Raw genomic sequence first — 26,521 nt, forward strand, 5'->3', positions numbered from 1 at the left:
GGGGTGCACCGGGCCCGCTGTGTGACTAATGTCGCCCTTATGGCCCCCAACAGCCGATCGGTCCCAGGGGCGCTCACCGGTCCGCAGGAGCGGGAGCCGCGGTCCCGGGGGCCGGCGAGAACGGTCACCCGCCGGAGCCGGCCCGGGATTCCCGCGGCGCGCGAGGCGACGTAGCGGTGGGCGAGCCCGGCTCCGGTCCTGCCGCCTCGGAGCGCGCCGCGGCCGGAGTGCACGAGACACTGGCACGGCTCACGGGCGCGACCGGTGCCCACGTCGGGGCGGTGTACCTGCCTGTCCCGGACGAGCAGGTGCTGCGGATGGTCGCGGTCTTCGGGGTGTCGGCGAGGATCGCGCGGCCGTGGGCCCGGGTGGCGATGGCCGCACCCGTGCCAGTGGCCGACGTGGCCCGCCGGGGGCGCGCGGTATGGCTCCCCACCCATGACGAGTTGGCCCGCCGCTACCCGCGGACCGGCCTCGCGCTGCCCTACCAGGTCGCCATGGGTGTGTCGCCGCTGCTCACGGACGATGCCGGAGGCGCCGCTGACGCCGGCGATCCCGGCGATGCCGGTAGTGCCGTGAAAGGCGTACTGCTCCTGCTGTGGCCCGGCACCCGGCCGCCCGAACTCTCCGCCCGGGAGATCCGGGACATCACCGAGGCGGGCCGCGAGATGAGCCGGTTCCTGGTCGCGGCCGAGGAGGCGGGTGACCCCCTGCGCCCCTCGGACGAACCGCACGCCGTGGAGGTGCTCCCGTCCAGCCGGTGGGAGGAAGGGGAGGCGCGATCGGGCGCCGACCTCGCGGAGCGCTTCGAGGAGGGGCACCTCGCGCTGGACCTGGACGGCCGGATCACCTTCCTCGGCACCAGGGCCGCCGCCCTGCTCGGAGCGGGCCGCCGGGAACTCCTGGGACTGCGGCCCTGGGAAGTCCTGCCGTGGCTGCGCGACCCCGCCTACGAGAACTCCTACCTGGCGGCGCTCTTCAGCCGGCTGCCGGCATCCTTCAACGTGCGCAGGCCGCCGGAGCGATGGCTGTCCTTCGCCCTCCACCCCGACAGCACCGGGGTCAGCGTGCGCGTGACCGCCCTGGACAGCCCGCCGACCGGGAACGAGCCGGCCACCCCCGTGCCCATCACGCCCCAGGCCAGCGCCGGCACCCTCTTCTATCTGATGCACCTGTCCTCCTCCCTGTCCGAGGCGGTCGGGGTCAAGGACGTGACGGCCGCCGTCACCGAGCAGATCATGCCGGTCATCAACGCCCAGGGCCTGGCGCTGGTCGTCGAGGACCGGGGCAGGCTGCGGGTGCTCGGCGTCGGCGGTTTCCCGCAGGAGGCGCGGAACCACTTCGACGGCCTCCCCATGTCCACCGACGCGCCGAGCATCCGGGCGCTGGTGACCGGCACGCCCGAATTCTTCGCCGACAGCGGGGAACTGCGGCAGGCCTTTCCGCGGCTGGCCGTCTACGCGCGATACGCCTCCTTCGCCTACCTGCCGCTGATCGCCGCCGGGCGCCCCATCGGCTGCTGTGTGCTGGGCTACGGCGAACCGCACCCGTTCCCCGCCGATGAGCGCACCGCGCTGACCACCCTCGCCGGGATGATCGCCCAGGCCCTGGAGCGGGCGAGCCTGTACGACACCAAGAACCAAGTGGCGCACGGGCTCCAGGCCGCGCTGCTCCCCCGCGTGCTGGCGGAGATCCCCGGCCTGGACACCGCGGCCCGCTATCTCCCGGCGAGTCAGGGCATGGACATCGGCGGGGACTTCTACGACCTGATCCGCCTCGACGACGCGTCCGCCGCCGCCGTGATCGGCGATGTCCAGGGACACAACGTCAACGCCGCCGCCCTCATGGGCCAGGTACGCACCGCCGTCCACACGCACGCCAACTCCGGCGCCGGCCCCGGTGAGGTGCTCGCGCGGACCAACCGGCTGCTCATGGACCTGCGGTCCCACCTGTTCGCCAGCTGCCTCTACGTCCAGCTGGACCTGCGGAACGGCAGGGCGCTGATGGCCACCGCCGGCCATCCGCCCCCGCTGCTGCGCCGCGCCGGCCACCGGGCGGAGGTGCTGGACGTGCCCCCCGGTCTGCTTCTGGGCGTCGAACCCGAGGCGGACTACCGGACCGTCGAGATCGCCCTTCCGCCGGGCGCCGTGCTGGCGCTCTACACCGACGGTCTGGTCGAGCGGCCCGGCGCCGATCTGGGCCTGGCCATCGACGAACTCGCCCGGCAGCTGGACGCCGCCGACCCGCGGTCCCTGAACGCGCTGGCCGAGACACTGGTCGAGCACGTCCGGCGGACCCGCGGCCTCAGCGACGACGTCGCCCTCCTGCTCCTGCGTCCGCACGAGCCCGCGGGCTGACCGTCCCAGGGGGCTCCGGCGGTACGCGGCCGGACGGCGTCAGCCCGCCCGCGTCCCCTGATCGAGGAGCGCCTGCTCGACGGCGTCCCGCACCCGGGCCTCCTCGCGGAGCCTGCGCCGCGCGCGGGTGCGGCGGGCCAGGAGGAAGGCCCCGGTGGCGACCGCGATCAGTACGGCGACCAGCAGCGCGAGCGTCCAGGGGACGGCCTGGCCCCGCGCGGTGGCCCGGATCGTCCGGAGCGAGGTGGTGGAGCCCGAGGCGTCGGTGAGCAGGGGGGTGACGGTCGCGGTGGCGGTGAGCCGGACGGCGGGCGCCACGCCGTGGACCGGCACCGTCACTTTCCAGCTCTCACCGGGGAGCAGGTCCGGCGGTGACGCGATCGTGCCCGCCTGGGTGCGCAGCCACCCGAACGGGCCGGAGACGGAGACCGTCTGGCGGGCCGACAGGATGGCGTTGCCGGTGTTGTGGATCCGGTAGCTGACGGTGGCGTCGCCCGTGGCGAAGGGATTGCCCGGGCCGTCGTAGTCGACGCTCAGGTTCTCGACCGCGAGGCCCGGCTTGAGTTCGCCGCTGACCCGCAGCTTGACGCGGATGCCCAGGCGCCGGTCCACGGTGATGCCCTCGGTGTCGTCCGGCTGGGTGAGGGAGGTGAGGATGCCGCCCACGTAGTCGCCGGGCGTGGCGTTGTCCGGGACGCTGACGGTGAAGGGGAGTTCGGCGGTCCGGCCGGGTTCGACGGTGACCCGGTCGTGGCCGACCCGCACCCAGGCGCCGATCCCGACCGACTTCCCGCCCTTGGGGAGCAGGTCGAGCTGGCCGGTGCCGGTGGTGAAGCCGTCGGCGGCGTAGACGGCGAGGTCGAGCGGGTCCTTGCCGCGGTTGGCGACGATCATGGTGTCCTCGACCTGTCCGCCCGGGTTGGCGGCGTAGCTGAAGCTGGACCGGTCGTCGCCGTAGCTGTTCGAGGCGGTCCTGACCGTCCAGGCGACGTCGCCGTCCTGCGCCCGGGCGGGGCCGGCGGACAGCCCGGCGACCGCGAGGGCGGCGAGCAGGGCCAGGGCGGCGGTACGGACGATGGCGGCGACGGTGTTCGGCCGGCGCGTCACGGGCGCGTGCATGTCGGGGTCCTCGGGCGATCTGTCGCTGGTACGGATGAGGGGCGGGGCGGGCACCCGGAGGTGCCTGCCCCGCCGTGGGAACGGGTCGGTCAGCTGCTCAGCGCGGTGATGGTGAGGGTGGCCCGGTAGCCGCCCTTCTCGACGCTGTCCGGGATCTTCAGAGCCAGGTCGGCGCCCAGTTTGGCGGCGCCGCGGGAGTGGCCCTGCGCGGCCGAACCGAGGCCGCGCGACAGGGACAGGCCCTTGCCGCCGTCGTCGTAGCCGGAGGCCACCGGCTTGCCGGCGGTGGCGCCGGCGCCGCCGTCGAGGACGTACGGCGTCCAGCCGAGGTAGGAGCCGGAGAAGGTCTTGCCGGCGTCCTGGAAGTCACCGACCGCCGCCGAGATCGACCACGGGGCGAGCGAGCGGCGGCTGTCCGACACGGTGATCGGGTTGATCTTGCCGGTCGCCTCGAAGTGGTCGCCGTCGCGCTCCTGGGCGGTGCCGAGGTCCACCAGGCCGTTGCGGCCGTCGATCGTCCAGCCGAATTCGCCCGGGGCGGGGTTCGGCACATTGACCTGGAGGTCCTGGCCGTCGCCGTGGAAGGGGTGCACGGTGACCTTGTCGACGAGGGAGCCGACGGGCTGGGCGGCGGTGGTGTTCTCGCACCAGTTGCCGTGCTCCACCGAGGAGTTCGGAGCGGCGCAGGTGCCGCTGCGGACGTTCTCGACGACCAGCTTGTCGTTGCGCACCTGCACCTTGACGTAGGTGCGGACGTGCTCCTGGTTCTGGACCGAGTTGTACCAGTAGTTCTTCGGGTTCAGCGGGTCGGCGCCGTTGCCCGCGCCGCTCGTGCCGCTGCTGTCCGGCGTGGTGATGTCGTAGTACTTCGAGCCCGAGGAGGAGTTGCCCGTCACGTACAGGACACCACCGGGACCGGGGTAGACATCGGCGTCGCCGGGCTGCTCGGCGGCGTTCGCCTTCGCGCCGTTCTTGATCAGGTAGCTGCGGGAGTAGCTGTGGTCGTGGCCCTGCAGGACCAGGTCGACGCCGAGCTTGGAGAAGGTGGTCGGGAAGTCGACCCGGCGCACCTTGTTGTCGCTGTCCTTGGCGTGGTCGGCCGGGGAGTAGATCGAGTGGTGGTAGACGAGCACCTTCCACTTGGCCTCGGTGCCGTGCTGGTTGATGACGTCGGTCACGTAGTTGATGTGCGCCGCGTCGCCGCCGCCGCCCTGGGAGGTGGCGTAGCTGTTGCTGTTGAGGTCGATGAACAGCACATCCTTGTAGATGTACCAGTAGTCACCGCCGGACGAGTTGGAGGCCGGGTTCCCGTTGGAGTACAGCGGGGCCGAGCGGTCGGTGTTCGGGGTGGAGAAGTGCTGCTCGTACGCCTTGCCGCCGACGTCGTGGTTGCCGATCGTCGCCGCCCAGGGGTACTGGCGCAGCTTGTCGGGCGCCAGGAAGGCGTCCCACTGGGCCTCGGTGTTGGCGGTCTCGACCTGGTCACCGCCCGACACGAGGAGTTCGGAGTCCGGGTTGGCCGTCAGGGCGACGTCCAGGGTGTCCTGCCAGCCGGCCTGGTCCTTCGGCAGGTCTCCGGACGAGCCGATCTGCGGGTCGCCGAAGAACAGGAAGTCGTAGTCGCCCTCGAAGTCCTGCGTCTTGAAGGAGTAGGCCGGCGACCAGTCGCCCTCGGAGCCGACCCGGTAGGAGTAGGCCGTGTGCTCCTTCAGGCCGGTGATCGTCGCGTGCCGGTTGAAGCCGCCGCTGGTGGCGATGTTCGCCGCGCCGGTGGCCTCGAAGGTGGCCGCGTCGGCGGGGAACTCACCGCCCGTGAGCCCGGCGCTCGGGGCGACCTGGAGCCGCTGCGCGGTGTCCGCGGAGGAGTACCACGTCACGGTGCGCTGGGACTCGTCGGCGCCCACACCGAGGATGATGCCGGTGATCGCGGCGGGCTCGGCGGCGGTGGCGGCGGACACCGCACCGCCGCCCAGGGCCAGGGTCAGGCCCAGGACTACCGCGGTGGCCCCGGTGGCCACCCGGCGCCGCACAGGCCCGGGGGCCTGTGAGGAGGTTCTCAGTATCATCGGTTTCGTTCCTTTTGCGCCCGGAGGCGTTGGGAGTTGAGGTCATCAAGTTCTCATCGTTCGGTAAACCGATGGCAAAACTGATCCGGGTACTGGCTGAACTTCCCCGCGTGACCGGGCTTCAGAACGCGAACACCCGTTGCGTGAACCACACCAGTCCCATCACGAACACCCCGGCGGAGATCAGGCCGGTCACCCAGAGGCCGGCCGCGGGGGAACGCCGGCGCAGCACGGTCAGCAGCGGGAAGACGAGCGCGATGATCGTCAACTGCACCACCTCGATGCCGACGTTGAACACCAGCAGTGACCCCAGCAGCGTCCACGACCACGCCTCGTCGATTCCCAGCGCGCCCGCGAAGCCGAGGCCGTGCACGAGGCCGAAGCAGAACACCACGCCGAGGCGGGTCCAGCCGGCCCGGTCCAGGCTGAAGTGGCCGCGGCCGGCCGTCTCCAGGTCGGCGGCGTGGCCGCCGCGTCGCCGGATCCGCCACAGGTACCAGCCGGCCACCACGGCGATCGACAGCGCGATGACGGGTTCGACGAACCGCGCGGAGACGTCGACCAGACCGAGGGCGGCGAGCATGAAGGTCACCGAGTGCGCCAGGGTGAAGCTGGTGGCCGCCAGCACGATCTCGCGCAGGCGCCGCGACCCGGCGATGAGCGCCAGCAGGAACAGGATGTGGTCGATCCCGGTCAGCAGGTGCTCGGCGCCCAGCCGGAAGAACTCCCAGAACCACTGGTACCACGACTGGCTGATCGAGAAGGAGGGATGGTCCGCGTCGAGCGCCGCACCGCCGGAGTCGCCGTCGATGTCGTAGGTGACGATCGTCTTCGTACCGGTCACGTAGTGCTCGGAGTCGGGGAGCAGTCCGCTGGTCACCCGGCGGTCCCCGCCGTGTCCGGCGCAGTCCCAGTCGAGCCGCAGATCGGCGTACGGCACGCCCTCCCGCCGGCCCATCGTGAAGTCGCCGACCCGGGCGGGAGCGCACGCCGTGCCGCCCGCGGCGACCGAGAAGCGCTCGGTGACATAGCGGACGGCGGCGTCGGCGTGCGTGTTCAGCGCCGCGGCCTGCGCCTCGGTGTCACCGGCCTGGAAGGCGGCGTCGCCGGCCCGGAAGAGGGGATCGTCGTCCTCGTAGTCGGCCGCCGATACGACGAAGAGGTCGTACTCCAGCTCCAGCGTGGTGCGTACCCGGCCCGCGTCGGCCGCGGTGACGTGGACGTACACGGTCGAGCTGAAACCGTGGGCGAACGCCGGCTGCCCGGCGGTCAGAAAACCGATCACCGCCGCGGCGATCCCGATGACGGTGCGGCGGACGCGCTGTGACATCTTGCTCCTTCACGTTGAAGGTGCACGCTCCACGTCACGGGTGAACACGGTTCGGCTCGTCGGCGAACTGTGGAAAAACAACGTCAAGAAAGACACCGGCAGGGGTAAAGCCGCGGCAACGGACCTACGAGGATGAGGGCGGACCATCCGCCACTCCTCGAAGGACGATCGCCTTGCGCCCCCCGCTCCCGGCCCTCGCCGCGGCCTTCCGCCCCGCGCTGCCGGCCGTCGCCGTCCTGGCCGCCGCCGTCACGCTGACCACCGCCTGCGGTTCCGCTGACGACTGGTCCCGGCCGCACCCCGCGCCGAGCGCCGTCGGCACGCTCGGCGCGGGCTTCACCGGCTCCGCCTCGCCCGCCCCGGAGGCGACCGTCACACCGCGGCCCGGTTCCTGGACCGGGGTCCATCCGTCCGCGGGCTACCGCGTGGTGCTGCTCACCGCGGGCGCCGACCGCCCGACCAGGGCGCTGGTCACGGCGGTCGAGGAGTGGGCCGACGACGAGCACGTCGACCTCAGGACGGTGTCCGCCAAGGACGCGTCGCAGCTCGTGCCCGCCATCACCAAGGCCATGGCGATGGGTCCCGACCTCGTCGTCAGCGCGGGCAACGACCTCGTCGACGCCCTCGCGACCGTCACCCCGAACCACCTGGAGCAGCAGTTCCTGGTCGTCGGCGCCGAACTGGCCGAGCCCACCCACAATGTGACCGCCGTCGACTGGTCCGGCGCGTCCTTCCGCGGCGAGGGCCTCGGCATGTCCTCGACCTACGACCCCGGCTCGTTCACCGCCGAACGCTGCGCGGCCGCCATCCGGGCGGGCGTCGCGGGGGTGCTCAACGACCTGACCGGGATCGTGGTCTGGCTCGACGAGATCTAGCTTTCGCCCTTCGCCGGGTCGTCCGGGGGGCCGGTCCTGGTGGCCCCCCGGCGGCGCAGGCCGATGGCGGAGGCGAGCAGGGAGAGGACGACACCGCCGATGGCGTAGGCACCGAGCAGCAGGAGCGGCACCGTGGTGGCGTTCCCGGCGAAGTACACGGTGTTCCGGATCGCGGTGGTGGCGGCGCCCGGCGGGAACCAGGGACCGATCGCCCGCCAGAAGGGCGGCAGCAGCGCGGCCGGATAGGGACCGCCGGCACTCGGATTGCCCAGGACGACGAACAGCAGGATCGTCAGTCCGATGCCCATGGGCCCCAGCAGGATCTGGAACAGCGCGGTGCTGGCGCCGGCCGCGAGCACCACGAGGGCGCCGATCCACCACAATGCGAAGAAATGGCCGGGAAGCGCGCCGAGGGCCGGATCGACGATGATGGCGCCGCCCAGTCCGGAAAGGATCGAATAAGCGGTCAGCACGCCCATCCGGATGAGCGTGCGATTGAAAGTGGCCGGACGGGCGCCGGCCGACATCCCCAGCAGGGCGGCGGCGAGATAGCCGCCGACCACCCAGCCGAGCGCGAGATAGAACGACGAGAGGCTGCGGCCGTCCTTGGGAGAGGGCGGGCGGATGTCCTGGACCGTCAGCCGCCGGTGCTGGACGGCCTCCACCCTGGCGGCGATCCGCGATGCCGTCTCCGAGACGGCCGGCCCTCCCGCCGAGGCCAGCAGCAGCCGGTCGGTGGTGCCACGAGGAGCGATGACGATCGCCGAGTCGACACTCCGGTGCAGGATCAGCCGCCGTGCCTGGCTCTCGTCCTTCGCGACGCGGGCGTGCAGCGGGTCCCCCGGGAGGGCATTGAGCATATCGGCGAACCGCTGCGCGCCCGGCGCCACCACCGCCACCGAGATACGGTGCGGGGTCGGTGAATGGAAGGCGCCGACATAGGAGAGGATGAAGCCGAGTTGCAGGGCGAGAACGGATACGACCAGCAGTACGCTCCGGACGCTGACGGCGTCGTTCAATTCCGCGCGGAATCTGCTGAAGGGCGTCGGCCCGGGTGTCGGGGAAGCGGAATTCATCGGGGGCATTCCCTTCGTATCCCATGCTCGGCACGGAGTGGTGATCGCTTTTCAGGCCCCGAGATACTTCGCGGCCCAGATGGTCTTGCCGGTGTGCGTGTACCGCGTGCCCCAGCGGTCCATGAGCTGCCCGACCAGATACAGGCCGCGCCCGCCCTCGTCCAGCGGGTCGGCGCGCCGGGGGTGCGGTGAGGTGTTGCTCGCGTCGGAGACCTCGCAGATCAGCGAGTCGTCCCGGATCAGCCGCAGGCCGACCGGCCCTTCGGCGTGCCGGACGGCGTTGGTGATCAGCTCGCAGACCACCATCTCCAGCGCGAAGGAGTGCTCGTCCAGCCCCCACTCGGTGAGCTGGCCGGTCACCGCCGCGCGGGCGGCCGGCACTTCCTCGACCGCGGCCGGGAACTCCCAGGTCCGCACCTTCCCGGGATCGAGCACCTTGGTCCGGGCCAGCAGCAGCGCGATGTCGTCCTCCCGCGACGCGGGGAGCCTGCGGAGCACCCGGTCGCAGATCTCCTGGAGCGGTCCGCTGCCCGGGCCGATCGCCGCGGCGAGTTCCCGCATCGCCTCGTCCACCTCGCGGTGGCGCAGCCCCAGCAGACCGTCGGTGTACAGCGTGATCAGCGAGCCCTCGGGAAGGTCGAGGCCGGTGAGTTCGAAGGGCACGTCGCCGAAGCCCAGCGGCGGGTTCCCGCTCTGCGCCTGCACGGACACCCGGCCGTCGGGCATCACGAAGATCGGCGGCGTGTGGCCGGCGCTGGCGAAGTCGCACCGCCGCGAGATCGGGTCGTAGACCAGGTAGAGGCAGCTCGCGACCAGTTCGGCCTGCGCGCGGTCATGGCTCATCCGCTGCACCAGGTCGTCCACCCTGGCCAGCAGTTCGTCCGGGTCGAGGTCCAGATTGGCCAGCGTGATCACGGCGGTACGCAGCCGGCCCATCGTCGCCACCGCCTCCGGACCGTGGCCGACGACGTCTCCCATCACCAGCGCGATCCGCGCGCCGGACAGCGGGATCATGTCGAACCAGTCACCGCCCACACCGGCCGGCGAGTCGGACGGCAGATAGCGGTGGCCGATCCCGACCGCGCTGCTGTCCGGGAAGAAGCGGGGCAGCAGGCGCTGCTGGAGGCGCATGGCGGTGTTCCGGACCCGGCGGACCTCCTCCTCCTTGGTCCGCACATGGCTGAGGATCGCGCTGAGCAGGCACACGACGATGACCAGGGCGAGCTTGATCCACCAGGTCGCGTTGGTGTCCTCGTTCAGCTGGAGCCGCAGCAGCATGAAGGTGACCACGGTCAGCACGCCGACCACGGCCGTCGTCCGGACGTCGTACAGCGAGGCGGCCAGCACCGGCGCCGCGATCACCAGCATGTCGTAGTGCACGCCCGGATTGATCAGCCCCACGGCCAGCCCGGTCCCCACCAGGAGCAGCAGCGGCCAGGCGCGGCGCAGCAACGGGGAGAGGCTCATCGCCCGGTGGTCCGTGGCGTGCTCCCCGGATCTTCGGCCGGTGCCAGCTGCATGGCGGTGCCGCTCCTGGTGGGCGATACGTGGACAGAGGATCTCTTTTCCCGGCACGTTACCGTCCGCACCTGATGCCACGGCCGCTCCGACACGTCCCCGGAAGGTGGGGCCGGCCAAACCGGCGCCGATGCCCCCGTCCGCCCGCGTCCTTTAGGGCAGCGACGAGCCGCGGGCGGTGGTCCACAGCTCGTACCACTCCTCGTGGCTGAGGTCGGGCTCGCGGCGGACGGCGTCGGCGCAGGCCCGGATGCGGTCGGGGCGGCTGGTCCCGACGACCGGGGCGATACGGGCCGGATGGCGCTGGAGCCACCACAGGACGACGGTCTCCGGGGTGGTGCCCTTGCGGGCCGCGAGGTCGGTGACGAGCCGGGCGATCGGCGTGTCCTGACCGCCGCTGAAACGGCCCTGGGCGAGCGGTCCCCAGGCCTGCAGCTGGATCTTGTTAGCGGCGCAGTACTCGATCGTGCCCAGCGGGAAGCCGCTCGCCGCCGCGCCCGGCGTGTTCACCAGGACCCCGGCCTCCACCCAGTCCCTGCGGTGCAGGCTCATCTCCAACTGGTTGGCGATCATCGGGAGGTCGAGGTGCGTCTGGAGGTGGGCGATCTGCGCCGCGCTCATGTTCGACACACCGAAGTGCCGTACCAGGCCCTGCCCGTGCAGCGAGGCGAACGCCTTGGCGATGTCCTCCGGGTCGGCCAGCGGGTCGGGCCGGTGCAGCAGCAGGACGTCGATCACATCGGTACGCAGCCGGGCCAGGCTCTCCTCGACGCGCCGGACGATGCTCGCCGCCCGCAGGTCGTACAGTCCGCGCCGGCCGCCCTCCGGCAGCCGGATACCGCACTTGGTCTGCAGCACGATGCGCTCGCGCAGCCCCGGCGCCCTGGCGAGCACCTCGCCGAAGACGGCTTCGGCCTTGCCGTGGCGGTAGATGTCGGCGTGGTCGAAGGCCGTGATGCCGGCGGCCAGCGCGGCCTCGACCGCGGCCTGGGCGTGGTCGATGTCCGCGGCGCCGTACGGCTCGGTGTCCCAGCCGCCGCCGAGTCCCATGCAGCCGTACAGCAGCCGGCTGCCCCGGACGTCCGTGTGCGCGGTCATGCCTGTCCCCTGATCGCTTCGGCCAGCATCTCGGCGGCGGCCAGCACCGGGAGCTGGGTGTTGGACGCGGGCACGGTCGGCAGGATGGAGGCGTCGACGACCCGCAGGTTCGAGGTGCCCCGCACCCGGCCGCCGCCGTCGACCACGGCCAGCGGATCGTCGGCCGTGCCCATCGCGCAGGTGCCCACCGGGTGCCAGTAGGTGCCGGCCCGGTCGCGCAGATCCTGGTCGGACAGCTCCCGTGCCGGGTGCCCCTCCAGCGGCCCGACCAGCGCCTTCAGCGACGCGGTCGCGGCCAGTTCCTCGACGATGCCCAGCCCCGAGCGGATCACCGCGACATCGTGGCCGGCCGGATCGGAGAAGAACGCGGGGTCGATCTCCAGGGCGTCGGCGGGGTCGGCCGACAGCAGCCGGACCCGGCCGCGCGAGGCCGGCTTCATCAGGAAGGCCGAGATTCCCGCCTCGTACTGCCCGGCCGGCAGCTTGCCGAACAGCGGCGGGCCGCCGGTCGGCAGGATGTGCAGGTCCCAGGAGCCCTCGGGACACAGCTCGCTGGCCGCCCTGATCAGCATCCGGCTGACGTACAGATCGCCCTCGGCCTCCTTGGCGGCCAGCGACGCGTTCAGCTCGGCGGTCGGCGCCAGCGGTACGAAGACGCCGGGCTGGTCGGTCAGATTCGCGCCGACGCCCGGCAGGTCGATCGCGGTACGGACACCGGCCTCCGCCAGCTGGGCGGCCGGCCCGATCCCGCTGCGCAGCAGTACGGCGGGCGAGCCGAAGGTGCCGCAGGACAGCAGATAGCTGTCGGCGACGAGGGTCTCCCGCCGCCCGTCCACGACGATGCCGACGCCCCGGACCCGGCCGTCCGCCACGGCCAGCCGGTCCACGGTCGCGCCGGCCAGGATGGTCAGATTCGGCCGGGACCGGGCGTCTTCCAGATAGCCGAAGGCCGCGTTCCGGCGGACGCCGTCCACCGCGTTGAGCAGCGGGCCGCCGTAGCCGGGGCCGCCCGGGGCGGCCATGTCGACCTCCTGGTAGCCGAGTTCGGCGGCTCCCTTCGAGGCGCCGCGGGTCCAGGCCGAGATCTCGCGCTCCGGTACCGTCCGCAGGCCCATCCGCTCGGCCGCCCTGCGGCGGAACGGCGCCATCCGGGCCGCCGACCACGCCGGGCCGCCCGCCCGCGACCACTCCGCGTGGTCCCCGGCCGAACCCCAGGTGTTCCAGCAGCCGTTGATCGACGACGAGCCGCCGAGGACGCGGCCGCGGATGCGGTGCACGGGGGCGCGGCGCTCCCATACGTCGTCGCGCGGCAGCGCCCGCGCGTTCAGCACCTTCTGCGGCCAGTCCTCCTGCCGCGGGCCGTAGTCCGGGCCCGCCTCCACCAGGCAGACGGACCGGCCGGGGTCCTCGCTGAGCCGGGCCGCCAGCACGCAGCCCGCCACGCCGCCGCCGAGGATGATGGTGTCGTAGCCGGCCGGGGCCGATACGTCGGTCATACGCGCTCTCCTTGGATGTCGTCGTCGAGGGGTGATCGGGCCGGCGCCGCGGGCCGCGCCCGCGCCGCCCGGGCGAGCAGTTCGTCCCGGCCGATGGCGTCGGTACTGGTGGCCAGCACGGTGCAGGCGTGGGCGCCGGCCACCGCCCCGTACAGGCCGCAGCGCAGCGGCGGCTCGCCGGCCAGCCAGCCGAAGAGGAAGCCCGCCGCGAAGGCGTCGCCCGCGCCGTTGGAGTCCACCACCGGGGCCGGGGGCGGCACGGCCGGGATGTGGGTCAGCTCGCCGTCGAGCAGCAGATACGCCCCTTCGGCGCCGGCCGTGGCGATCACCGCGCTGGCCCGGCCGCGCTCCGCGATCCGCCGCATGGTCCGCTCCGGGTCGGCCAGCGCGGTGGTCGACACGAAGACCAGGTCGGCCTGGTGGGCGAAGGCCTCGTGGTAGGGGTTGGCGCCGTCCCAGTTGTGGAGGTCGGTCGAGACGGTCACCCCCGCCGCGCGCAGCAGCGGAAGGGCGAAGGCACACGGATGGGTGATGGACACATGGGCGTGGCGGCTCACCTCGGCCAGCGCGGTCACCGTGGCCGGGGGCAGCCGGTCCGTCTCCCGGGAGCGGCTGGTGTCGTACAGCGACAGCCGCCGCCCGTCGGGGCCGACGAGATTGACCGCGCGCTTGGTGCCGGCCGGCTGCGGGACCTCGGTGAGCGGGATGCCCCGGTCGCGGTGCAGCTGGCGCACCAGGTCGCCGGGGTGGTCGTCGCCGATCATGTCGAGGTGGTGTGTGCGCAGGCCCAGCGCGTGCACGGCCAGCGAGACGAAGTCACCGGTCTGCCCGGCCCGCGTCTCGATGGCCGGCACCATATGGCTGTCGGCGAACGGGACGGGCAGTTCGGGGACGCGCACGATCGTGTCGACCCCGGCGCCTCCCAGCACGAGGACGTCGATCTCAGCGGTCACGGGCGGCTCCTTCGGTCGGTCGGGCGGGCGGGGCGGTCAGGTCGGGGACGTGACGCGGTCACCGCGGTCCTCCCCCGCTGCCGGGAGCTCTACCCGGGGCGTGTCCGGATGCGTACCCGCGGCGATGCCCGCGGCCGCGGCCGGAGCGGCGCCCGGCGGACCGTCCGCCGGCTCAGGAGCGGTGCGGGCGGCGGCGTGCAGGGCGCGCCCGGCGCCGATCAGTCCCGAATCGTCGTCACGGACGCCGAGCCGCACCATGCGGCGGGTCTCGCGCCGGTCGAGTCCGAAGCATCCGACCCGCTCCAGTTCGGTCGCCAGCAGTTCGGCGTAGGGGGGACCGATCGCCAGCGCGAAGCCGCCGATGACGATGTAGCGGCGCACCCCGATCGCGGTGAAGACGCCCGAGATCGCCCGGGCGAGGTGGTGCAGCCCGGGCTTCAGCGCGTTCACCGCGAAGGCGTCGCCCTCCCGGACGGCGGCGGCCAGCAGTTCGTTGGTGATGGCGGCGGCCTGCTCGCAGGTGGCCCCGGCCAGCGAGGAGGCGCGGAAGGCGCCGGGATAGTCGGTGGCGGCGCGCCGGGCCGCCGCCAGGGCGCCGCGGCCCGAGGCGATCGCCCCGAGGTGGCCGCGCCCGCCGCAGTCGCACAGCGGCGCCCAGGGGTCGAAGTCGCAGCGCCAGTGGCCGAGTTCGCCGCCGTGCCCGTCCCGGTCGAGCAGCACCCGCCCGTCGCGGAACACCTTGTTGCCGATGCCCGAGCTGACCGTGAGCAGGCAGAAGGGTGCGCTGTCCGGTGTGGCGTAGCGCCAGGTCGCCGCCGTCAGGTCGTTGACGACGAGGACGGGCAGGCCGTGGCGCGACTCCAGGAGTTCCCGCAGCGGCAGCGGCGCCGCCCGGCGGCCCCAGACGGTCGGGGCGGTGATCACCCGCCCGGTGATGTCCACCGGACCGGCGAAGGCGATGGCGATGCCCCGGGCCCGGCGCCCGGCGTCGGTGGCGAGCAACCGGTCGATCTCGGCGCCGAGTTGGGCGGTCACCAGGCGCTGGATCTCGGCCACCGGGGCGTCCGGCAGCGCGCCGATCCCCTGGGCCGGCTGCCGTCGGACGTGCGTGACGGCGCCGGACGCCGGATCGTACAGGCCAGCGCGCAGCGTCGTCCCGCCGATGTCCAGCACTACGTAGGGCGGTTCAGCGGCCATGGGCGGCGCTCACCTTCTCCCCGACCGTGCCCGGATCCACCTGCTCGACCGAGCCGTCCTCCAGGATCACCGCGCCGCTCACCCGCGCCCCGGCCGGGACGCGGGCGCCGGCCAGGATGACGCTCGCCCGGACCTCGGCGCCTTCGCCGATGACGGCCCCGGGGTGGACCACGCAGTCCTCCAGGGTGCCCGCGTTGGTCAGATCGGCCGGGACGAGGCAGTTGCGGACGCCGCCGGCCGCCGCCACGTAGCGGCGCGGCACGTGGGGGGCGATGGTGAGCGGCATGTCGGCCGCGGCCATGGTCGGTTCGGCGCCCAGCAGCCCCAGATGCGCCGTGTGGTAGCGCTCCACGGTGCCGATGTCGGCCCAGTAGCCGGTGACCGGATAGCCGCGGACGCGCTCGCCCGCCGCCAGCATCGCGGGGATGACGTCACGGCTGATGTCGTGCTGCCAGTCGGTGCCGTCGAGGCGCTCCAGCCAGCGGTGCAGCACGGCCGCGTCGAAGACGCAGAAGGCGGTGAAGACGAGGTCGCTGGTCGGCTCGGCCGGCTTCTCGGTGAAGGCGGTCAGCTCGCCCGCCGCGTCGAAGTCCACCATGCCGAACAGGTGCACATACCGGCGCTCGATGCGCTGGTAGCCGATGGTCAGGGCGGCGCCCGACTCCCGGTGGGCGGCGAGCATGTCGCGGTAGTCGAAGCCGTAGACGTGGTCGGCGTGCAGGATCAGCACCTCGGTGCGCCCGCCGCCGAAGATGTACGGCGCCTTGGCGATCAGCGCGTCCGCGGTGCCCCGCTCGGCGGGCCAGGTCCGCTCCGGCAGCCGGACCGGCGCGCCGGTGCGGTCGGCTTCGCGATATGCCGCGTCCCAGGGGCCGAAGTGCACGCGGAAACCGGGGCGGGTCCAGGTGCGCCGCAGGTCGTCCATCAGCTGCCGCTCCTCGTACTGCGACAGCAGCAGTACCTCCGCGAAGCCCGAGCGGCGGGCGTTGTCCAGGCTGAAGTCGATCAGCCGGCAGCTGCCGCCGAAGGGGACCAGCGGTTTGAGCCGGCCGGCCCCGAGCCGCCCCATCCGTACGCCCTCGCCGCCGGCCAGCAGCACCGCCCGCACCTCACGCATCGCGCCCCTCCTCCGCCAGGTCGATCCGGTCCCAGGTGACGCGTCCGGTGTTGAGGGTCAGCAGCAGATGCAGGGCCTCGTCCCGGACCGGCCGGCCGAGGCGGGCCCGGAAGGTCCGGGAGTCCCCGTCGCCGTGCGGGACGAGCGGGACGACCTCGGGTTCCAGCCGGACGGCCGCCGGGTCGGGGCCGCGCCGCGGCAGGACGAGGTCCACCCGCGCCGCCTGCGGCAGCCGGTACTCGACCCAGCGGCCGTCGGGTCCCTCGCCGGTACGGCAGCGCGCCCGCAGCAGATCGGCCTCGGGGCCCGTCCGGCCGGTTCTGCGCAGTACGGCGGCGCAGGCGGCGAAGTCCGCGCGGGCGTGGGCGGCCTCGAACAGCTGGCGCGCCGCCGTGTCGTCGACCGGGCGGACCCGGGCGAAGGCCTCGATGTCGCCGACGGCCAGGGCGCGTTCGGCGACACGGTCGGGCCAGCGGGTCCAGGCGCCGGGGCTGAGCCGGTCGAACCACCCGGCCTTCAGGGCCAGTTCGTCGGCCCGGTCGGCTGCGTCAGCCTTGTCGGCATCGTCGGCCGGTCCCCGGGTGCCCCACAGGCCTTCGAAGTGGTCCACGTGCTGCGCGGCGCAGCGGTCCCAGGTGAAGGCGCGGGCGTTCGCCGCGGCGTTGCGGGACAGCCGGGCGTAGCCCGCCGGGTCGTCGCGGTACAGCCGGACGGCCTCACGGATGCGCTCGGCGAGCGCGTCGGCCAGCTCGGGATCGTCCTCGCGGAAGGAGCGGTTGACGGCGAACCCGGTGGCCGTCGGCGCCTGCGGGCCGTCGATCGGGTCCGCCTGGTGGCCGAAGTGGGCCATACCGAGCTGGGCGGTGGCGATCGGCACCGAGCCGCAGGCCATGGCCTCGCCCTGGGCGATGAGGAAGGTGTCCATCTCGAACTTCGACGGGAAGAGGCAGAAGTCGGAGGAGACCGCGTAGTCGAACAGCAGGGTCTCGTCCACCGTCTCCCACTCCAGGTGCAGGCGGGCGCGGTGCCGCTCGGCCGCCTCGTGGAAGGCCGGGTCGCCGATGCCGGCCGGGGCGATGCAGCGCACCACGAAGTTCGCCGCCAGTCCCTCGGACAGCACCCGGTCGACGGCCCGCAGGAGTTCGACCTGGCCCTTGTGATGCGGTGCGTAGCGGGCGTTGTGGTAGAAGGTCGGCAGCGCCGGGTCGAGTCCGAGCTTGCCGAGCACGGTGTCCCGGTCCACCGCCCGGGTGTCGGCCGCCAGCCAGCTGTCCGAGATGGCGCAGCCGCCGACGAAGGACTTGTGCGCGTTGTCGCGCACGGTGCGGGCGGCCGGCAGGGTGGCGAAGAGGGCCTCGAACGGGGTGTCGTCGAATCCGGCGTAGAAGTCGCGCTGGCCGGGCGACAGGAAGTCGACCAGGTCGCTGTACCGCGCGACCAGCGGGAAGAGGGCGACGTGGTCGGCGGCGTACTGGTGGAACAGGTGGGTGCGCGGCATGTACTGGCGCATCGCCAGTTCCGCCTCGGTGCGCGGTCCCGGGTCGGTGAAGGCGTCCAGGTCGGCCTCGCACTCCAGCAGTTCCAGCAGGCGCTCCGTCTCGGGCCGGTAGACCATCTTGGCGATCGGCATGTTGCTCTGCACCGTGCTCACCACCCGCTTGGTCGGATCGGAGCGCAGGGCGGCGGGCACCAGGTAGTGGTAGAAGGGCTCGTGGAGGTGGACGACGGCCGGTTCGGCGGCGAAGTGGCGGCGGATGAAGCGCACGCTGTCCACCTGGAAGGCGACCGGCTTGAAGAAGGACAGGTCGCTGCCCTTCGCGTCGTACGGGGGGTAGAAGGTGTCGGGATACCGGTCGAGGTAGTCGTTGGACAGGACGTAGATGTCGATCCCCTCCAGGCTGATCCGCGCCGCGGTGGTGCGCAGCGGGGTCTCGACCGGACCGGGGAAGCCGGGCCAGATCTGCGGGTCCAGGACCAGCGGCAGGGTGTACTCGTCCTGGTAGTCGAGGAGTTCGGCGCCGTACCGCTCCCGCAGGTAGTCGAGCTGGCCGTGGGCGGGGGTGACGACGGACACCCGGTGGCCGCGGTCCCGGAAGGCCCGGGACAGGTTCCAGATGTAGACGGAGATCCCGCCCTTGATCAGCCGGTGGTCGTAACCGCCGCATTCGAAGTAGCTCTCGATGATGTGCGTGGTCCTCACCTCACTCGTGGGGGGCGCCGATCGCGAAGGCCAGGTCGATGTACTGGTAGTAGGTGCGCCGGTGGGCGCAGTTGTAGGCGGTCTCGCGCAGCAGCCGGTCCAGCCGCAGCAGTTGCCAGGCGCCGTGCGCCGAGGGGGCGGGCCGCCCGCCGAAGTAGCCGTCCAGCAGCAGCTGGTGGACCCGGGCCCGCCAGGCCGCCGCGGCCCGCTGGACGGTCCGCAGCGTGCGGAGGGCCGGCGGGGTCCACAGCGCGGCGTCCGGCCGCAGTCCCGCCGCGGACTCGGCGGCGGCGCGGACGACCTCGGGGCTGGGCAGGCCGAGCAGGGTCGCGGTGTGGTCGGCGGCCTCGTCGGCGGAGAAGTACTCCAGGGCGCGCCGCAGGGAGACCAGGTCCTGCCAGGGGCTCTGGACGCGGAAGCCGGGCGCCCGGGGGTCGGTGCAGGGCGTCGAGAGGTCGATGATGCGCATCCGGGGGGAGGAGCCGGCCGGGGCGGCCGGCGCGGCGGGCCGCGGGCCGAGCAGGAAGTGCGAGAGGTGCAGGTCGCCGTGGCAGGCGCCGGCGCCGAAGGGCGGCCGGTCCAGCTCGCCGGCCCGCGCCCGCAGCGCCCGCAGCTGCCGCGCCAGCGAGCCGAGGGCCGCCTCGCGCACCGGCACGGACAGCTCCGCGTCCTCCCGCACCACCGCCGCCAGTTCGCGCAACCGGAGGTCGGCCTGGTCCAGCAGGGCGGCGACGCGGAAGCCGGGGCCCGGCGCCCGCGGCGGCGCGCCGTGCAGCAGCGTGTCGAGCCGGGTGTGGAAGCCGCGCAGGAAGGCGCCGCCGGCCGGGAGCAGTTCCTCCAGCGGGCGCACATGCGCCAGGACGGCGGCCTCGGGCTCCGGGCACCCGGCCACCGCGTCCCACAGGCCCCGCAGACTGTCCCGCAGCGGCGCGTCCAGGCCGTGCCCGGGGAAGAAGCCGTAGACCAGGCCGAGCGGGTAACGGGTGCGGGCGGCGGTGTCGCAGTAGGTGTAGCCGCCCAGATAGGGGCAGGTGTAGCGGCTGTCCTCGGCGCCGAGCCGGCGCAGCAGTTCCGCCTCGTGGTTCTCCGGGTCGAGCCGCCGGTAGGTCTTGTGCACATACGGTGTGCCGTCCACGTCCAGCAGCGAGAGCGCGTTGGTGGACCAGCCCTGCTCGAACGGCAGGCCGCGGACCGCCGCCGTGGGGGAGGCGGCCGACCCGGCGTGGAAGCGGATCTCGTTGCCGCGTGCCGTCAACAGGATCGACCCGGCGGCGACATGACGGAGCATCAGCGCGTCGAACACCGCCTCCGTACGGGCTTCGGCCCACTTGCCCGACACCGGGTCCTGGGCGACCGGGACGAAGCAGCCGGCCCCGGTGGCGTCCTCGGGCGCCGTGATGAGCAGCCGGACGCGGGACGGCCCGCCCGCCGGGTCCGGCACGTCCACGTGGTCGCGGACTTCTTCGAGCGCCACCGTCAGCTCCCCGTGGTCTCGTAGCGGGCGACGCCGGCGCTCCACACCCGGTAGGACACCGCCACGGCGACCGCGGTGACCACCGGGGTCCACCACAGGTAGCGGGTCGAGCCGAAGAGCAGGTAGGAGGCCGGCACATAGGACGTGAAGGCGTAGGGCAGCGGCCAGGTCAGCAGCCAGCGCAGCGGGCCGTGGTAGATGTCCATCGGGTAGCGGGTGAAGTCCGCGATGTCGTTGGCGGCGGTCATCGCGGACAGGCTGGTGGTGGTCCAGAAGGACAGCGAGGCGAACAGCAGCTTGACCGAGCTGTGGATCAGCGCGCCGCACACGACCAGGCCGGCGGTCAGCGCGATCCGCAGCGGGGTGAGGTGCAGGCCGAGCCGGCTCGCCGCGAAGCCCGCGGTGAACAGGCCGGTGAGCAGCTCACCCAGCCCGTCGGGGTAGCAGAAGCGCTCGGAGAGCACCAGGTAGAGCGGGTTGACCGGTCTGATCAGGTAGCGGTAGAACTCGCCGCGCTGCACCAGCTTGCGGCCCACCTCCCACAGCTGGTCGGTGAAGAGGTGGTCCAGGCCGCGCGGCAGGAAGGAGTAGCCGAGCAGGAAGAGCACCTGGTAGTAGTCCCAGCCGCCGATGGTCGGCACATGCAGGAAGACGATGCCGACCACCACCGCCTGCAAGGTGAGCCGGACGGCGAAACTCCCGGCGCCGAGCAGGAAGTCGAGCCGGTATTCGGTCAGCCGGTGCAGGCTGACCCCGCTCAGATACCAGGTCAGCCGCAGCATCCGCAGCGGCCCGGACCGGCCGCCGGGCGGCTCGGTGGTCATCCGGCCCGCGTCCTGGGTGGTCATCCGCCGAGCACCTCCAGCCGGCCGACCGCCCGCCGCCACAGCAGCGCGCTCAGCGCCAGCAACGCGACCGCCCACAGGGCCTGTTGGCCGAGGATCCACAGCGCGTCCCGGCGGTCGTCGTACTGGCCGAGGAAGAGCCGGGCCGGCGCGCCGACCATGCTCTGGAAGGGCAGGGCGCGCGCCACCGCGGCCAGCCCGGCCGGCATCAGGGCGATCGGGACCACCTGACCGGAGAAGAAGGCCACCACGCTGCCCTTCACATAGCGGATGCCCCAGGTGTTGACGGTGACGAAACCGGTCATCCCGACCAGGAAGTTGACCGCGAATCCGATCAGCACCGAGAACACGGCGGCGGCCACGAACAGGGCCGCGTCCGCCGGTCCCGGCCCGGCCAGGCCCGGGACGGCGACCAGCAGCGCGGCCAGCGGCAGCCCGGCCAGCACCGCGTTGGTCCCCACCACCGGCAGGCAGGCGAAGAAGCGCAGCAGCGGATAGCTCAGCGGCCGGACCAGATTGACCGCGATGTCACCGCGGTAGATCTCGCCGGAGACCTCGTCCTCGACCCGGTTGGCCAGCAGCATCACCAGCAGATTGCTCACCAGGATGTAGGTGGCCATCTGGTCGCGGGTCATCCCGCCGAGCGTGCGGCCCGGCGCTCCGGCGTAGATGGCCCGCCACAGGAAGAGCTGGACGGTGGTGGACACCGCGGTGCTGCTGACGCCGGTCAGCAGCGAGATCCGGTATTGGAGCAGAGTGTGCAGGCTGGCGGAGGCCATCGGCAGATAGCGGCGGGTGCGCCGGAGGGCGGCGGCCAGCTCGCCGGCGGCCGTCACGCGGCCGCCGTGGGCCGCGAGGATCCCGCCCGGCGCGGCGGCGGCCCGGACGCGGCGGACGCGGCGTAGATCTCCCGGATCACCGATTCCAGACCGGGCTCGGGGGCGTAGAAGTCGCGCAGGTCGTAGTGGTGCAGCAGGAAGCCGAGCACCTGCCGCGAGGTGGTGGCCGCGGTCGCGAACTCGACCCGGACCCGGCCGCCTTCCAGCACCGAGGCCCGCGCGCCCGGCAGCCGCGCGGTGATCTCCGCGGCGATCTCGGCGGCGGGTCGCGGGCCGCCGGACTCGAAGACCACCGCGCGCCGCTCCGCGGTGTCCAGCAGGTCCCGCAGGCTGCCGCGGTGGATGAGCCGGCCCCGGTCGACCACCAGCACCCGGTCGCAGATCGCGGCGATGTCGCCCAGGTCGTGGCTGGTGAGCACGACGGTGGTGCCCAGCTCCCGGTTGACATGGCCGATCAGTTCCCGGACGGCCGTCTTGAGCACCAGGTCCAGGCCGATGGTCGGCTCGTCCAGATAGAGGACCTTGGGGTCGTGCAGCATGCTCGCCGCCACTTCGGCGCGCATCCGCTGGCCGAGGCTCAGTTTGCGGACCGGGGTGCTGCCCAGCGCGTCGATGTCGAGCAGCTCGCGGAAGAGCGCGAGATTGCGGCGGAAGACCGGCTCCGGGATGTCGTAGACATGCCGCAGGATCTGGAAGGAGTCCGGCACCGACAGGTCCCACCACAGCTGGCTGCGCTGCCCGAAGACGACACCGATGGAGCGGGCGTTGCGGCGCCGCTCCCGGTAGGGTTCGATGCCGTCGACCAGGCAGCGGCCCGCGGTGGGGCGCATGATCCCGGCCAGGATCTTGATGGTGGTGGACTTGCCGGCTCCGTTGACGCCGATGTAGGCGGTGCGCGCGCCCGCCGGGATCTCGAAGGAGATGTCGTCGACCGCCCGCACGGTGGTGTGCTCACGGGCGAAGAGGGTGCCCAGACTGCCCAGCAGCCCGTCCCGGCGCCGGTACACCTTGAACTCCTTGACCAGGCCCTCGACGGCGATCACGCGGCCGGTCCCGTGGTCCGGGCGGCGGAGGTACGGGGCGCGGGGGTACGCGGCGTCCCGCCGGTGGCGCGGACCGCCGTTTCCACCGCCTGTTCCAGCAGGGACAGCCCCTCGTCCAGCAGCGTCTCGTCGATGGTGAAGGGCGGCCCGATCCGCAGGATGTGACCGCCGAGGCAGGTCCGCAGGCCGAGGTCGAGCGCGGCCCGGTAGACGGCCGCGGCGAGTTCGGGCGCGGGTGCGCGGCCGGCCCGGTCCTGGACGAACTCCAGGCCGTGCAGCAGGCCGAGACCGCGTACGTCGCCGAGCTGGTCGAAGCGCGCGTGCAGTTCGGCGAGCCGCTCGCTCACCCGGGCACCGAGGACGCGGACCCGGTCGATCAGGTCGTCGCGGGCGACGACCTCCAGGGTGGCGCGGGCCGCGCTGATGCCCAGCGGATTGCCGCCGTTGGTGGTGGTGAAGGAGGCCTGGCCGGCGACCTCCTCCGTCATCAGGTCGCGGCGCCCGGCCAGTACCGAGACCGGGAAGCCGGAGCCCACCCCCTTGGCCAGCGTCACCAGGTCCGGGGTGATCCCGAACTGCGTGCTGGCCAGGAAGGAGCCGGTGCGCCCGCCACCGGTGAGCACCTCGTCGGCGACCAGCAGGACACCACCGCGGCGGCAGGCGTCGGCCACCAACTCCCAGTAGCCGGGCGGCGGGACGATCACGCCGGCGGCGCCGAGCACCGGCTCGAAGACCAGCGCGGAGACGTTCGGCTTGGCCGCGATGTGCTTCACCACGAGCTTGGCGCAGCTCAACTCGCAGGACGGGTAGGTGAGTTCCAGCGGGCAGCGGTAGCAGTAGGGCGAGTAGCCCAGGACGCTGTTGCCGGCGAAGGACTGGTGCCCGATGTCCCAGTGCACCAGCATCCGGGCGCCGGCCGTCTTGCCGTGGAAGCCGTGGCGCAGCGCGCCGACCCGGTTGCGGCCCGGTTCGGCGGCGGCCTGCACGACGCGCAGCGCCGCTTCGACCACCTCGGCGCCGGTGGAGAAGTAGGCGTAGGTGTCCAGTTGGGGCGGCAGGGCCCGGGCGAGCAGGTCGCCGAGGTCCGCGCGGTCGGGGGTGGCGGCGTCGTGGACGTTCCACAGCCGCGCGGCCTGCCGGGTGAGGGACGCGACCACCTCGGGATGGCAGTGCCCGAGGGACTGGGTCAAGGTGCCCGAGCCGAAGTCGATGTACTGGTGGCCGTCGAGGTCGGTGAGGATGGAGCCCTTGCCCTCGGCGAACACCCGGCGGCCGTGCACGGCCTCGTCCGAGCCGCCGGGGGCCAGGTGCTCGGCCTCGTGCGCCAGCAGCGCGGCCTGCCGGGGGCCGGCCGGACCGGCGGTCACCGGGGGTCCGTCCCGTCCTGCCGCGGCTGCCCGGCGGTGGCCGGGCCGGTCTGGAAGACGAGCAGCCGCAGGTCGTGGTCGGCGGCGTTGACCAGGCCGTGCCGCCCGAAGGCGCGGTTGACCACGACATCGCCCGCGCGGACGGTGAACTCCTCGTCGTCCAGGGTCATCGTGCCCGTCCCGGCGAGGATCACATAAGTCTCCTCGTCGTCCTTGTGCCGGTGCACGCCGATCGAGGTGCCGGGCGGCAGCACGGCCAGGTCGATGAAGTCGACGCCGGCCGGGGCGGGGAGCCGCTGGAGGATGCGGTGGGCGCGGATCACGCCCGTCCCGTCGTGGCAGTGCGCGACGTCGGCGAGCAGGTCCTGGTACAGGTTGGGGACGGTCCGGCTCACGGGGTGACCTCCCTTCCGCTCTCCTCGGGCGTCCGCCCGGACAACTCCCGGCCGCTCGGCCCGCCTGTCTCCCGGCCGGTCCCGTCCCGGTCCCGGAGCACCGCCCCGCCCCGGCGGATCAGCTGCGGGGTGCGCAGCTCATGGGCCAGCAGCCGGTCGGCGAGTCCGGCGCGGTCCGCCTCGGCGACGGAGGTCCGCAGCGAGGCCGCGAGCCGCTCGACGGCGGCCTGGCCGAGGTCGCCCTCGTGCGCGAGCAGGCGGGCCGCTTCGGCGCCGAGCCGGTCGGGACCGGCCGGGGCGGCGGGCGCCGGCCCGCTGTCCTGGGTGGCCCGCCGCAGCGGTTCGGCGGCCTCGGCCGGGAGCAGCGCGGCGTAGCGGGGCAGGTCGGCGTCGGACGCGATGAGCAGCAGGTGCTTGGCGATGAGTGCCGCCTCGGCGAAGGGCTCGGCGATCGCGAGCGGCGCCAGCGCCTCGGGGGCGAGGCCGAGCACGCAGCCCGCGTGCAGCAGGATCTGCCGGATGCGCGTGCTCTGCGGCGCGTCGGGCAGCAGCGCGGCCGTCCGCTCCAGGAAATCGGCCAGCACCGCGGCGGGCCGGGCCGGGTCCGCGGCCTGGCCACCGCGGAAGTAGCGCCCCATGTATCCCTGCCACCAGGCGAGTTGCACCCCGTACAACTGCGCGACGGTGCTCTCGTAGGCGGCGTCGGACACCAGCCCCAGCTCGGCGAGTTCGCGCAGCAGCGGCACCAGGTCGCGGTAGACCAGCCGCATCCAGGTGTGCGGCGAGCGCTGGATCCCCCAGCAGTTCTCGTGGACATGGTCGGCGAGCAGTTCCGCCAGGCTCATCTCGCCCGCGACGAGTTCGGAGCGGATGCCGGACGCGGTGACCTCGAAGCCGTAGAAGAGGTCGGGGGACACCGGCGGCCGGGGCAGCGGGAGTTCGCGGTCGATGAACCGCTCGATGTCCGCGTAGCCGCGGTGCAGTTCGTCGTAGGGGAGGGTGAGCCGGGGGTGGAGGGGGTTGGCGAAGCGGCTCTTGATCTTGGCGATCTCCTCCGAAAGGGCCTGGTAGAGGAAGACCTTGTCGAAGCGGTAGCTGAACGACAGCCCGATATAGGGGAAGACGGTGCAGCCGCGGCACTCCGGGCGCTGCCCCACCTCTTCGTCCCGCACCCGGATGAACTCCTCGTCCTGGACGAGTTCGGCCAGACTCCGGTCCCAGGCCAGGGAGTTGTCGAAGGCGTGGTAGCAGGGCAGCACCAGCCGCCCGTCCGGTCCGACGGTGAGGATCCGCTTGTTGGCGTAGCACTCGGTGGGCGCGACCGGGTCCAGCGCCTCCATGTACTTGCGGAAGTGCAGATTGATCAGCGTGAACGGCCGGTAGAGCAGCCGCAGCAGCTCCGCGTCGATGGCCGCCGGGGTCCAGCCCGCGTCGTCCGCCCCGGTGGCAGGCGGCGCCGGGCGGGTGAGCGGCTTGCCGTTCGACTCGATCAGTTTGAGCTTGCGCGCGGTCCGGTTGAAGTCCCGGACGGTGTCCTGCTCGTCGAAGTACTCGAACATCGTGGAGAAGTAGATGACGACCCGGCTGTCCTGCGCGAAGCGCAGCAGGTCGGCCACCTCGTCCACGTTCTCCCGGGTCACCACGCAGATCAGCTTGAGGTGCCCGGCGCCGGTGGCGGCGACCCGTTTGATCACGTCCAGCGCCCGGTCGAGGGTGGGCACCCCGCGGATGGCCTGGTAGCGCTCGGGCTTGAGGGTGTCCAGCGAGACGTTCATGGTGTCGACGTACGGCACGATCGCGTCGATGTGCTTGGCGAAGCGGATCCCGTTGCTGGTGATCTCCACCGCCATGCCGAGCGACTTGGCGTACTGGACGATCTCGTCGATGTGCGGGTGCAGTACGGGCTCGCCGCCGGTGAAGTCCACGTACCGCACACCGAGGGCGTACATCTCGTCCAGGATCCGGCGGGCCCGGTCCGGGGTGAGTTCCTCGTACCCCTTGAACTTGTCGTCCTGCCAGACGTTGCAGTAGCCGCAGAGCGAGTTGCACCGGAAGGTGATGTAGAAGCGGGCCGACTGCAAGGAGCCCGGCGGGGCGGTGATGGTCGCGAGTGCTGGATCGGCTGTCATGGCCGTCTCTCCGTCCATGCTGCGTGG

20 protein-coding genes are annotated in these 26,521 nt (G+C 72.8%); 2 read left to right on the forward strand and 18 right to left on the reverse strand.

Annotated elements, in window-relative coordinates; translation table 11 throughout:
• The first annotated feature begins 176 nt into the window (after positions 1-176).
• Positions 177-2,357 (forward strand): SpoIIE family protein phosphatase, encoded by a 2,181-nt coding sequence (locus ACFO3J_RS04665; protein WP_386426361.1) that lies wholly within the window; start codon positions 177-179, stop codon positions 2,355-2,357.
• A 39-nt stretch (positions 2,358-2,396) separates the two neighbouring features.
• Here ACFO3J_RS04665 and ACFO3J_RS04670 read toward each other — a convergent pair whose 3' ends face one another.
• The 3 genes from ACFO3J_RS04670 to ACFO3J_RS04680 form a co-directional block, all read right to left on the reverse strand.
• Positions 2,397-3,476, reverse strand: a complete 1,080-nt coding sequence (locus ACFO3J_RS04670) for a WxL protein peptidoglycan domain-containing protein (RefSeq protein WP_386426363.1) — start codon at positions 3,474-3,476, stop codon at positions 2,397-2,399.
• 89 nt (positions 3,477-3,565) lie between these two features.
• Complete coding sequence (locus tag ACFO3J_RS04675; RefSeq protein WP_386426364.1) at positions 3,566-5,542, reverse strand: fibronectin type III domain-containing protein; 1,977 nt, start codon at positions 5,540-5,542, stop codon at positions 3,566-3,568.
• A 121-nt stretch (positions 5,543-5,663) separates the two neighbouring features.
• Positions 5,664-6,872, reverse strand: coding sequence for a HupE/UreJ family protein (locus tag ACFO3J_RS04680; RefSeq protein ID WP_386426365.1), 1,209 nt, complete (start codon positions 6,870-6,872; stop codon positions 5,664-5,666).
• A gap of 173 nt (positions 6,873-7,045) precedes the next feature.
• Here ACFO3J_RS04680 and ACFO3J_RS04685 point away from each other — a divergent pair, with 173 nt between their 5' ends.
• Positions 7,046-7,747, forward strand: a complete 702-nt coding sequence (locus tag ACFO3J_RS04685) for a hypothetical protein (RefSeq protein ID WP_386426367.1) — start codon at positions 7,046-7,048, stop codon at positions 7,745-7,747.
• Here the strand turns inward: ACFO3J_RS04685 and ACFO3J_RS04690 are convergent.
• From ACFO3J_RS04690 to ACFO3J_RS04760, 15 genes are all read right to left on the reverse strand, one after another.
• On the reverse strand, positions 7,744-8,823 hold the full coding sequence (locus ACFO3J_RS04690) for an ABC transporter permease (protein WP_386426369.1): 1,080 nt from the start codon (positions 8,821-8,823) through the stop codon (positions 7,744-7,746). The two genes, ACFO3J_RS04685 and ACFO3J_RS04690, sit on opposite strands and share 4 nt — an antisense overlap.
• 51 nt (positions 8,824-8,874) lie before the next feature.
• Positions 8,875-10,290, reverse strand: coding sequence for an ATP-binding SpoIIE family protein phosphatase (locus ACFO3J_RS04695; protein WP_386426370.1), 1,416 nt, complete (start codon positions 10,288-10,290; stop codon positions 8,875-8,877).
• A gap of 204 nt (positions 10,291-10,494) precedes the next feature.
• Positions 10,495-11,439 (reverse strand): aldo/keto reductase, encoded by a 945-nt coding sequence (locus ACFO3J_RS04700; RefSeq protein ID WP_386426371.1) that lies wholly within the window; start codon positions 11,437-11,439, stop codon positions 10,495-10,497.
• Positions 11,436-12,935, reverse strand: coding sequence for a GMC family oxidoreductase (locus ACFO3J_RS04705; protein ID WP_386426372.1), 1,500 nt, complete (start codon positions 12,933-12,935; stop codon positions 11,436-11,438). Before ACFO3J_RS04705 ends, ACFO3J_RS04700 begins: the two co-directional genes overlap by 4 nt.
• Positions 12,932-13,888, reverse strand: coding sequence for an adenosine kinase (locus ACFO3J_RS04710; RefSeq protein ID WP_386426373.1), 957 nt, complete (start codon positions 13,886-13,888; stop codon positions 12,932-12,934). Before ACFO3J_RS04710 ends, ACFO3J_RS04705 begins: the two co-directional genes overlap by 4 nt.
• 36 nt (positions 13,889-13,924) lie before the next feature.
• On the reverse strand, positions 13,925-15,085 hold the full coding sequence (locus ACFO3J_RS04715) for an ROK family protein (RefSeq protein WP_386426375.1): 1,161 nt from the start codon (positions 15,083-15,085) through the stop codon (positions 13,925-13,927).
• Positions 15,075-16,202, reverse strand: a complete 1,128-nt coding sequence (locus ACFO3J_RS04720) for a sugar phosphate nucleotidyltransferase (RefSeq protein ID WP_386426376.1) — start codon at positions 16,200-16,202, stop codon at positions 15,075-15,077. The genes ACFO3J_RS04715 and ACFO3J_RS04720 overlap by 11 nt, the downstream gene beginning before the upstream one ends.
• Complete coding sequence (locus ACFO3J_RS04725; protein WP_386426378.1) at positions 16,195-18,402, reverse strand: glycogen/starch synthase; 2,208 nt, start codon at positions 18,400-18,402, stop codon at positions 16,195-16,197. The genes ACFO3J_RS04720 and ACFO3J_RS04725 overlap by 8 nt, the downstream gene beginning before the upstream one ends.
• A gap of 1 nt (position 18,403) precedes the next feature.
• The gene (locus tag ACFO3J_RS04730) at positions 18,404-19,876 is read right to left on the reverse strand and encodes a hypothetical protein (protein ID WP_386426380.1); all 1,473 of its coding nucleotides are present in this window, start codon (positions 19,874-19,876) and stop codon (positions 18,404-18,406) included.
• A 2-nt stretch (positions 19,877-19,878) separates the two neighbouring features.
• Complete coding sequence (locus ACFO3J_RS04735) at positions 19,879-20,724, reverse strand: ABC transporter permease (RefSeq protein ID WP_386426382.1); 846 nt, start codon at positions 20,722-20,724, stop codon at positions 19,879-19,881.
• Entirely contained in the window at positions 20,721-21,557 is an 837-nt protein-coding gene (locus ACFO3J_RS04740; RefSeq protein WP_386426383.1) for an ABC transporter permease, read from the reverse strand. Before ACFO3J_RS04740 ends, ACFO3J_RS04735 begins: the two co-directional genes overlap by 4 nt.
• Entirely contained in the window at positions 21,554-22,603 is a 1,050-nt protein-coding gene (locus ACFO3J_RS04745) for an ABC transporter ATP-binding protein (protein ID WP_386426385.1), read from the reverse strand. Before ACFO3J_RS04745 ends, ACFO3J_RS04740 begins: the two co-directional genes overlap by 4 nt.
• The gene (locus ACFO3J_RS04750) at positions 22,600-23,970 is read right to left on the reverse strand and encodes an aspartate aminotransferase family protein (RefSeq protein WP_386426386.1); all 1,371 of its coding nucleotides are present in this window, start codon (positions 23,968-23,970) and stop codon (positions 22,600-22,602) included. The genes ACFO3J_RS04745 and ACFO3J_RS04750 overlap by 4 nt, the downstream gene beginning before the upstream one ends.
• The gene (locus ACFO3J_RS04755; RefSeq protein ID WP_386426388.1) at positions 23,967-24,365 is read right to left on the reverse strand and encodes a cupin domain-containing protein; all 399 of its coding nucleotides are present in this window, start codon (positions 24,363-24,365) and stop codon (positions 23,967-23,969) included. Before ACFO3J_RS04755 ends, ACFO3J_RS04750 begins: the two co-directional genes overlap by 4 nt.
• Positions 24,362-26,494: a radical SAM protein gene (locus ACFO3J_RS04760; protein WP_386426390.1), complete on the reverse strand. Its 2,133-nt coding sequence runs from the start codon at positions 26,492-26,494 to the stop codon at positions 24,362-24,364. Before ACFO3J_RS04760 ends, ACFO3J_RS04755 begins: the two co-directional genes overlap by 4 nt.
• Positions 26,495-26,521: the final 27 nt, after the last annotated feature.

Source organism: Streptomyces polygonati (assembly GCF_042650325.1).
Classification (GTDB): Bacteria; Actinomycetota; Actinomycetes; order Streptomycetales; family Streptomycetaceae; genus Actinacidiphila; species Actinacidiphila polygonati.

Bases quoted from the DNA above. Each gene is read 5' to 3' on its own strand.
- ACFO3J_RS04670 (WP_386426363.1), bottom strand. From the start codon at position 3,476: ATGCACGCGCCCGTGACGCGCCGGCCGAACACCGTCGCCGCCATCGTC.
- ACFO3J_RS04675 (WP_386426364.1), bottom strand. From the start codon at position 5,542: ATGATACTGAGAACCTCCTCACAGGCCCCCGGGCCTGTGCGGCGCCGG.
- ACFO3J_RS04680 (WP_386426365.1), bottom strand. From the start codon at position 6,872: ATGTCACAGCGCGTCCGCCGCACCGTCATCGGGATCGCCGCGGCGGTG.
- ACFO3J_RS04715 (WP_386426375.1), bottom strand. From the start codon at position 15,085: ATGGCCGCTGAACCGCCCTACGTAGTGCTGGACATCGGCGGGACGACG.
- ACFO3J_RS04720 (WP_386426376.1), bottom strand. From the start codon at position 16,202: ATGCGTGAGGTGCGGGCGGTGCTGCTGGCCGGCGGCGAGGGCGTACGG.
- ACFO3J_RS04705 (WP_386426372.1), bottom strand. From the start codon at position 12,935: ATGACCGACGTATCGGCCCCGGCCGGCTACGACACCATCATCCTCGGC.
- ACFO3J_RS04760 (WP_386426390.1), bottom strand. From the start codon at position 26,494: ATGACAGCCGATCCAGCACTCGCGACCATCACCGCCCCGCCGGGCTCC.
- ACFO3J_RS04735 (WP_386426382.1), bottom strand. From the start codon at position 20,724: ATGACCACCCAGGACGCGGGCCGGATGACCACCGAGCCGCCCGGCGGC.
- ACFO3J_RS04690 (WP_386426369.1), bottom strand. From the start codon at position 8,823: ATGAATTCCGCTTCCCCGACACCCGGGCCGACGCCCTTCAGCAGATTC.
- ACFO3J_RS04700 (WP_386426371.1), bottom strand. From the start codon at position 11,439: ATGACCGCGCACACGGACGTCCGGGGCAGCCGGCTGCTGTACGGCTGC.
- ACFO3J_RS04695 (WP_386426370.1), bottom strand. From the start codon at position 10,290: ATGAGCCTCTCCCCGTTGCTGCGCCGCGCCTGGCCGCTGCTGCTCCTG.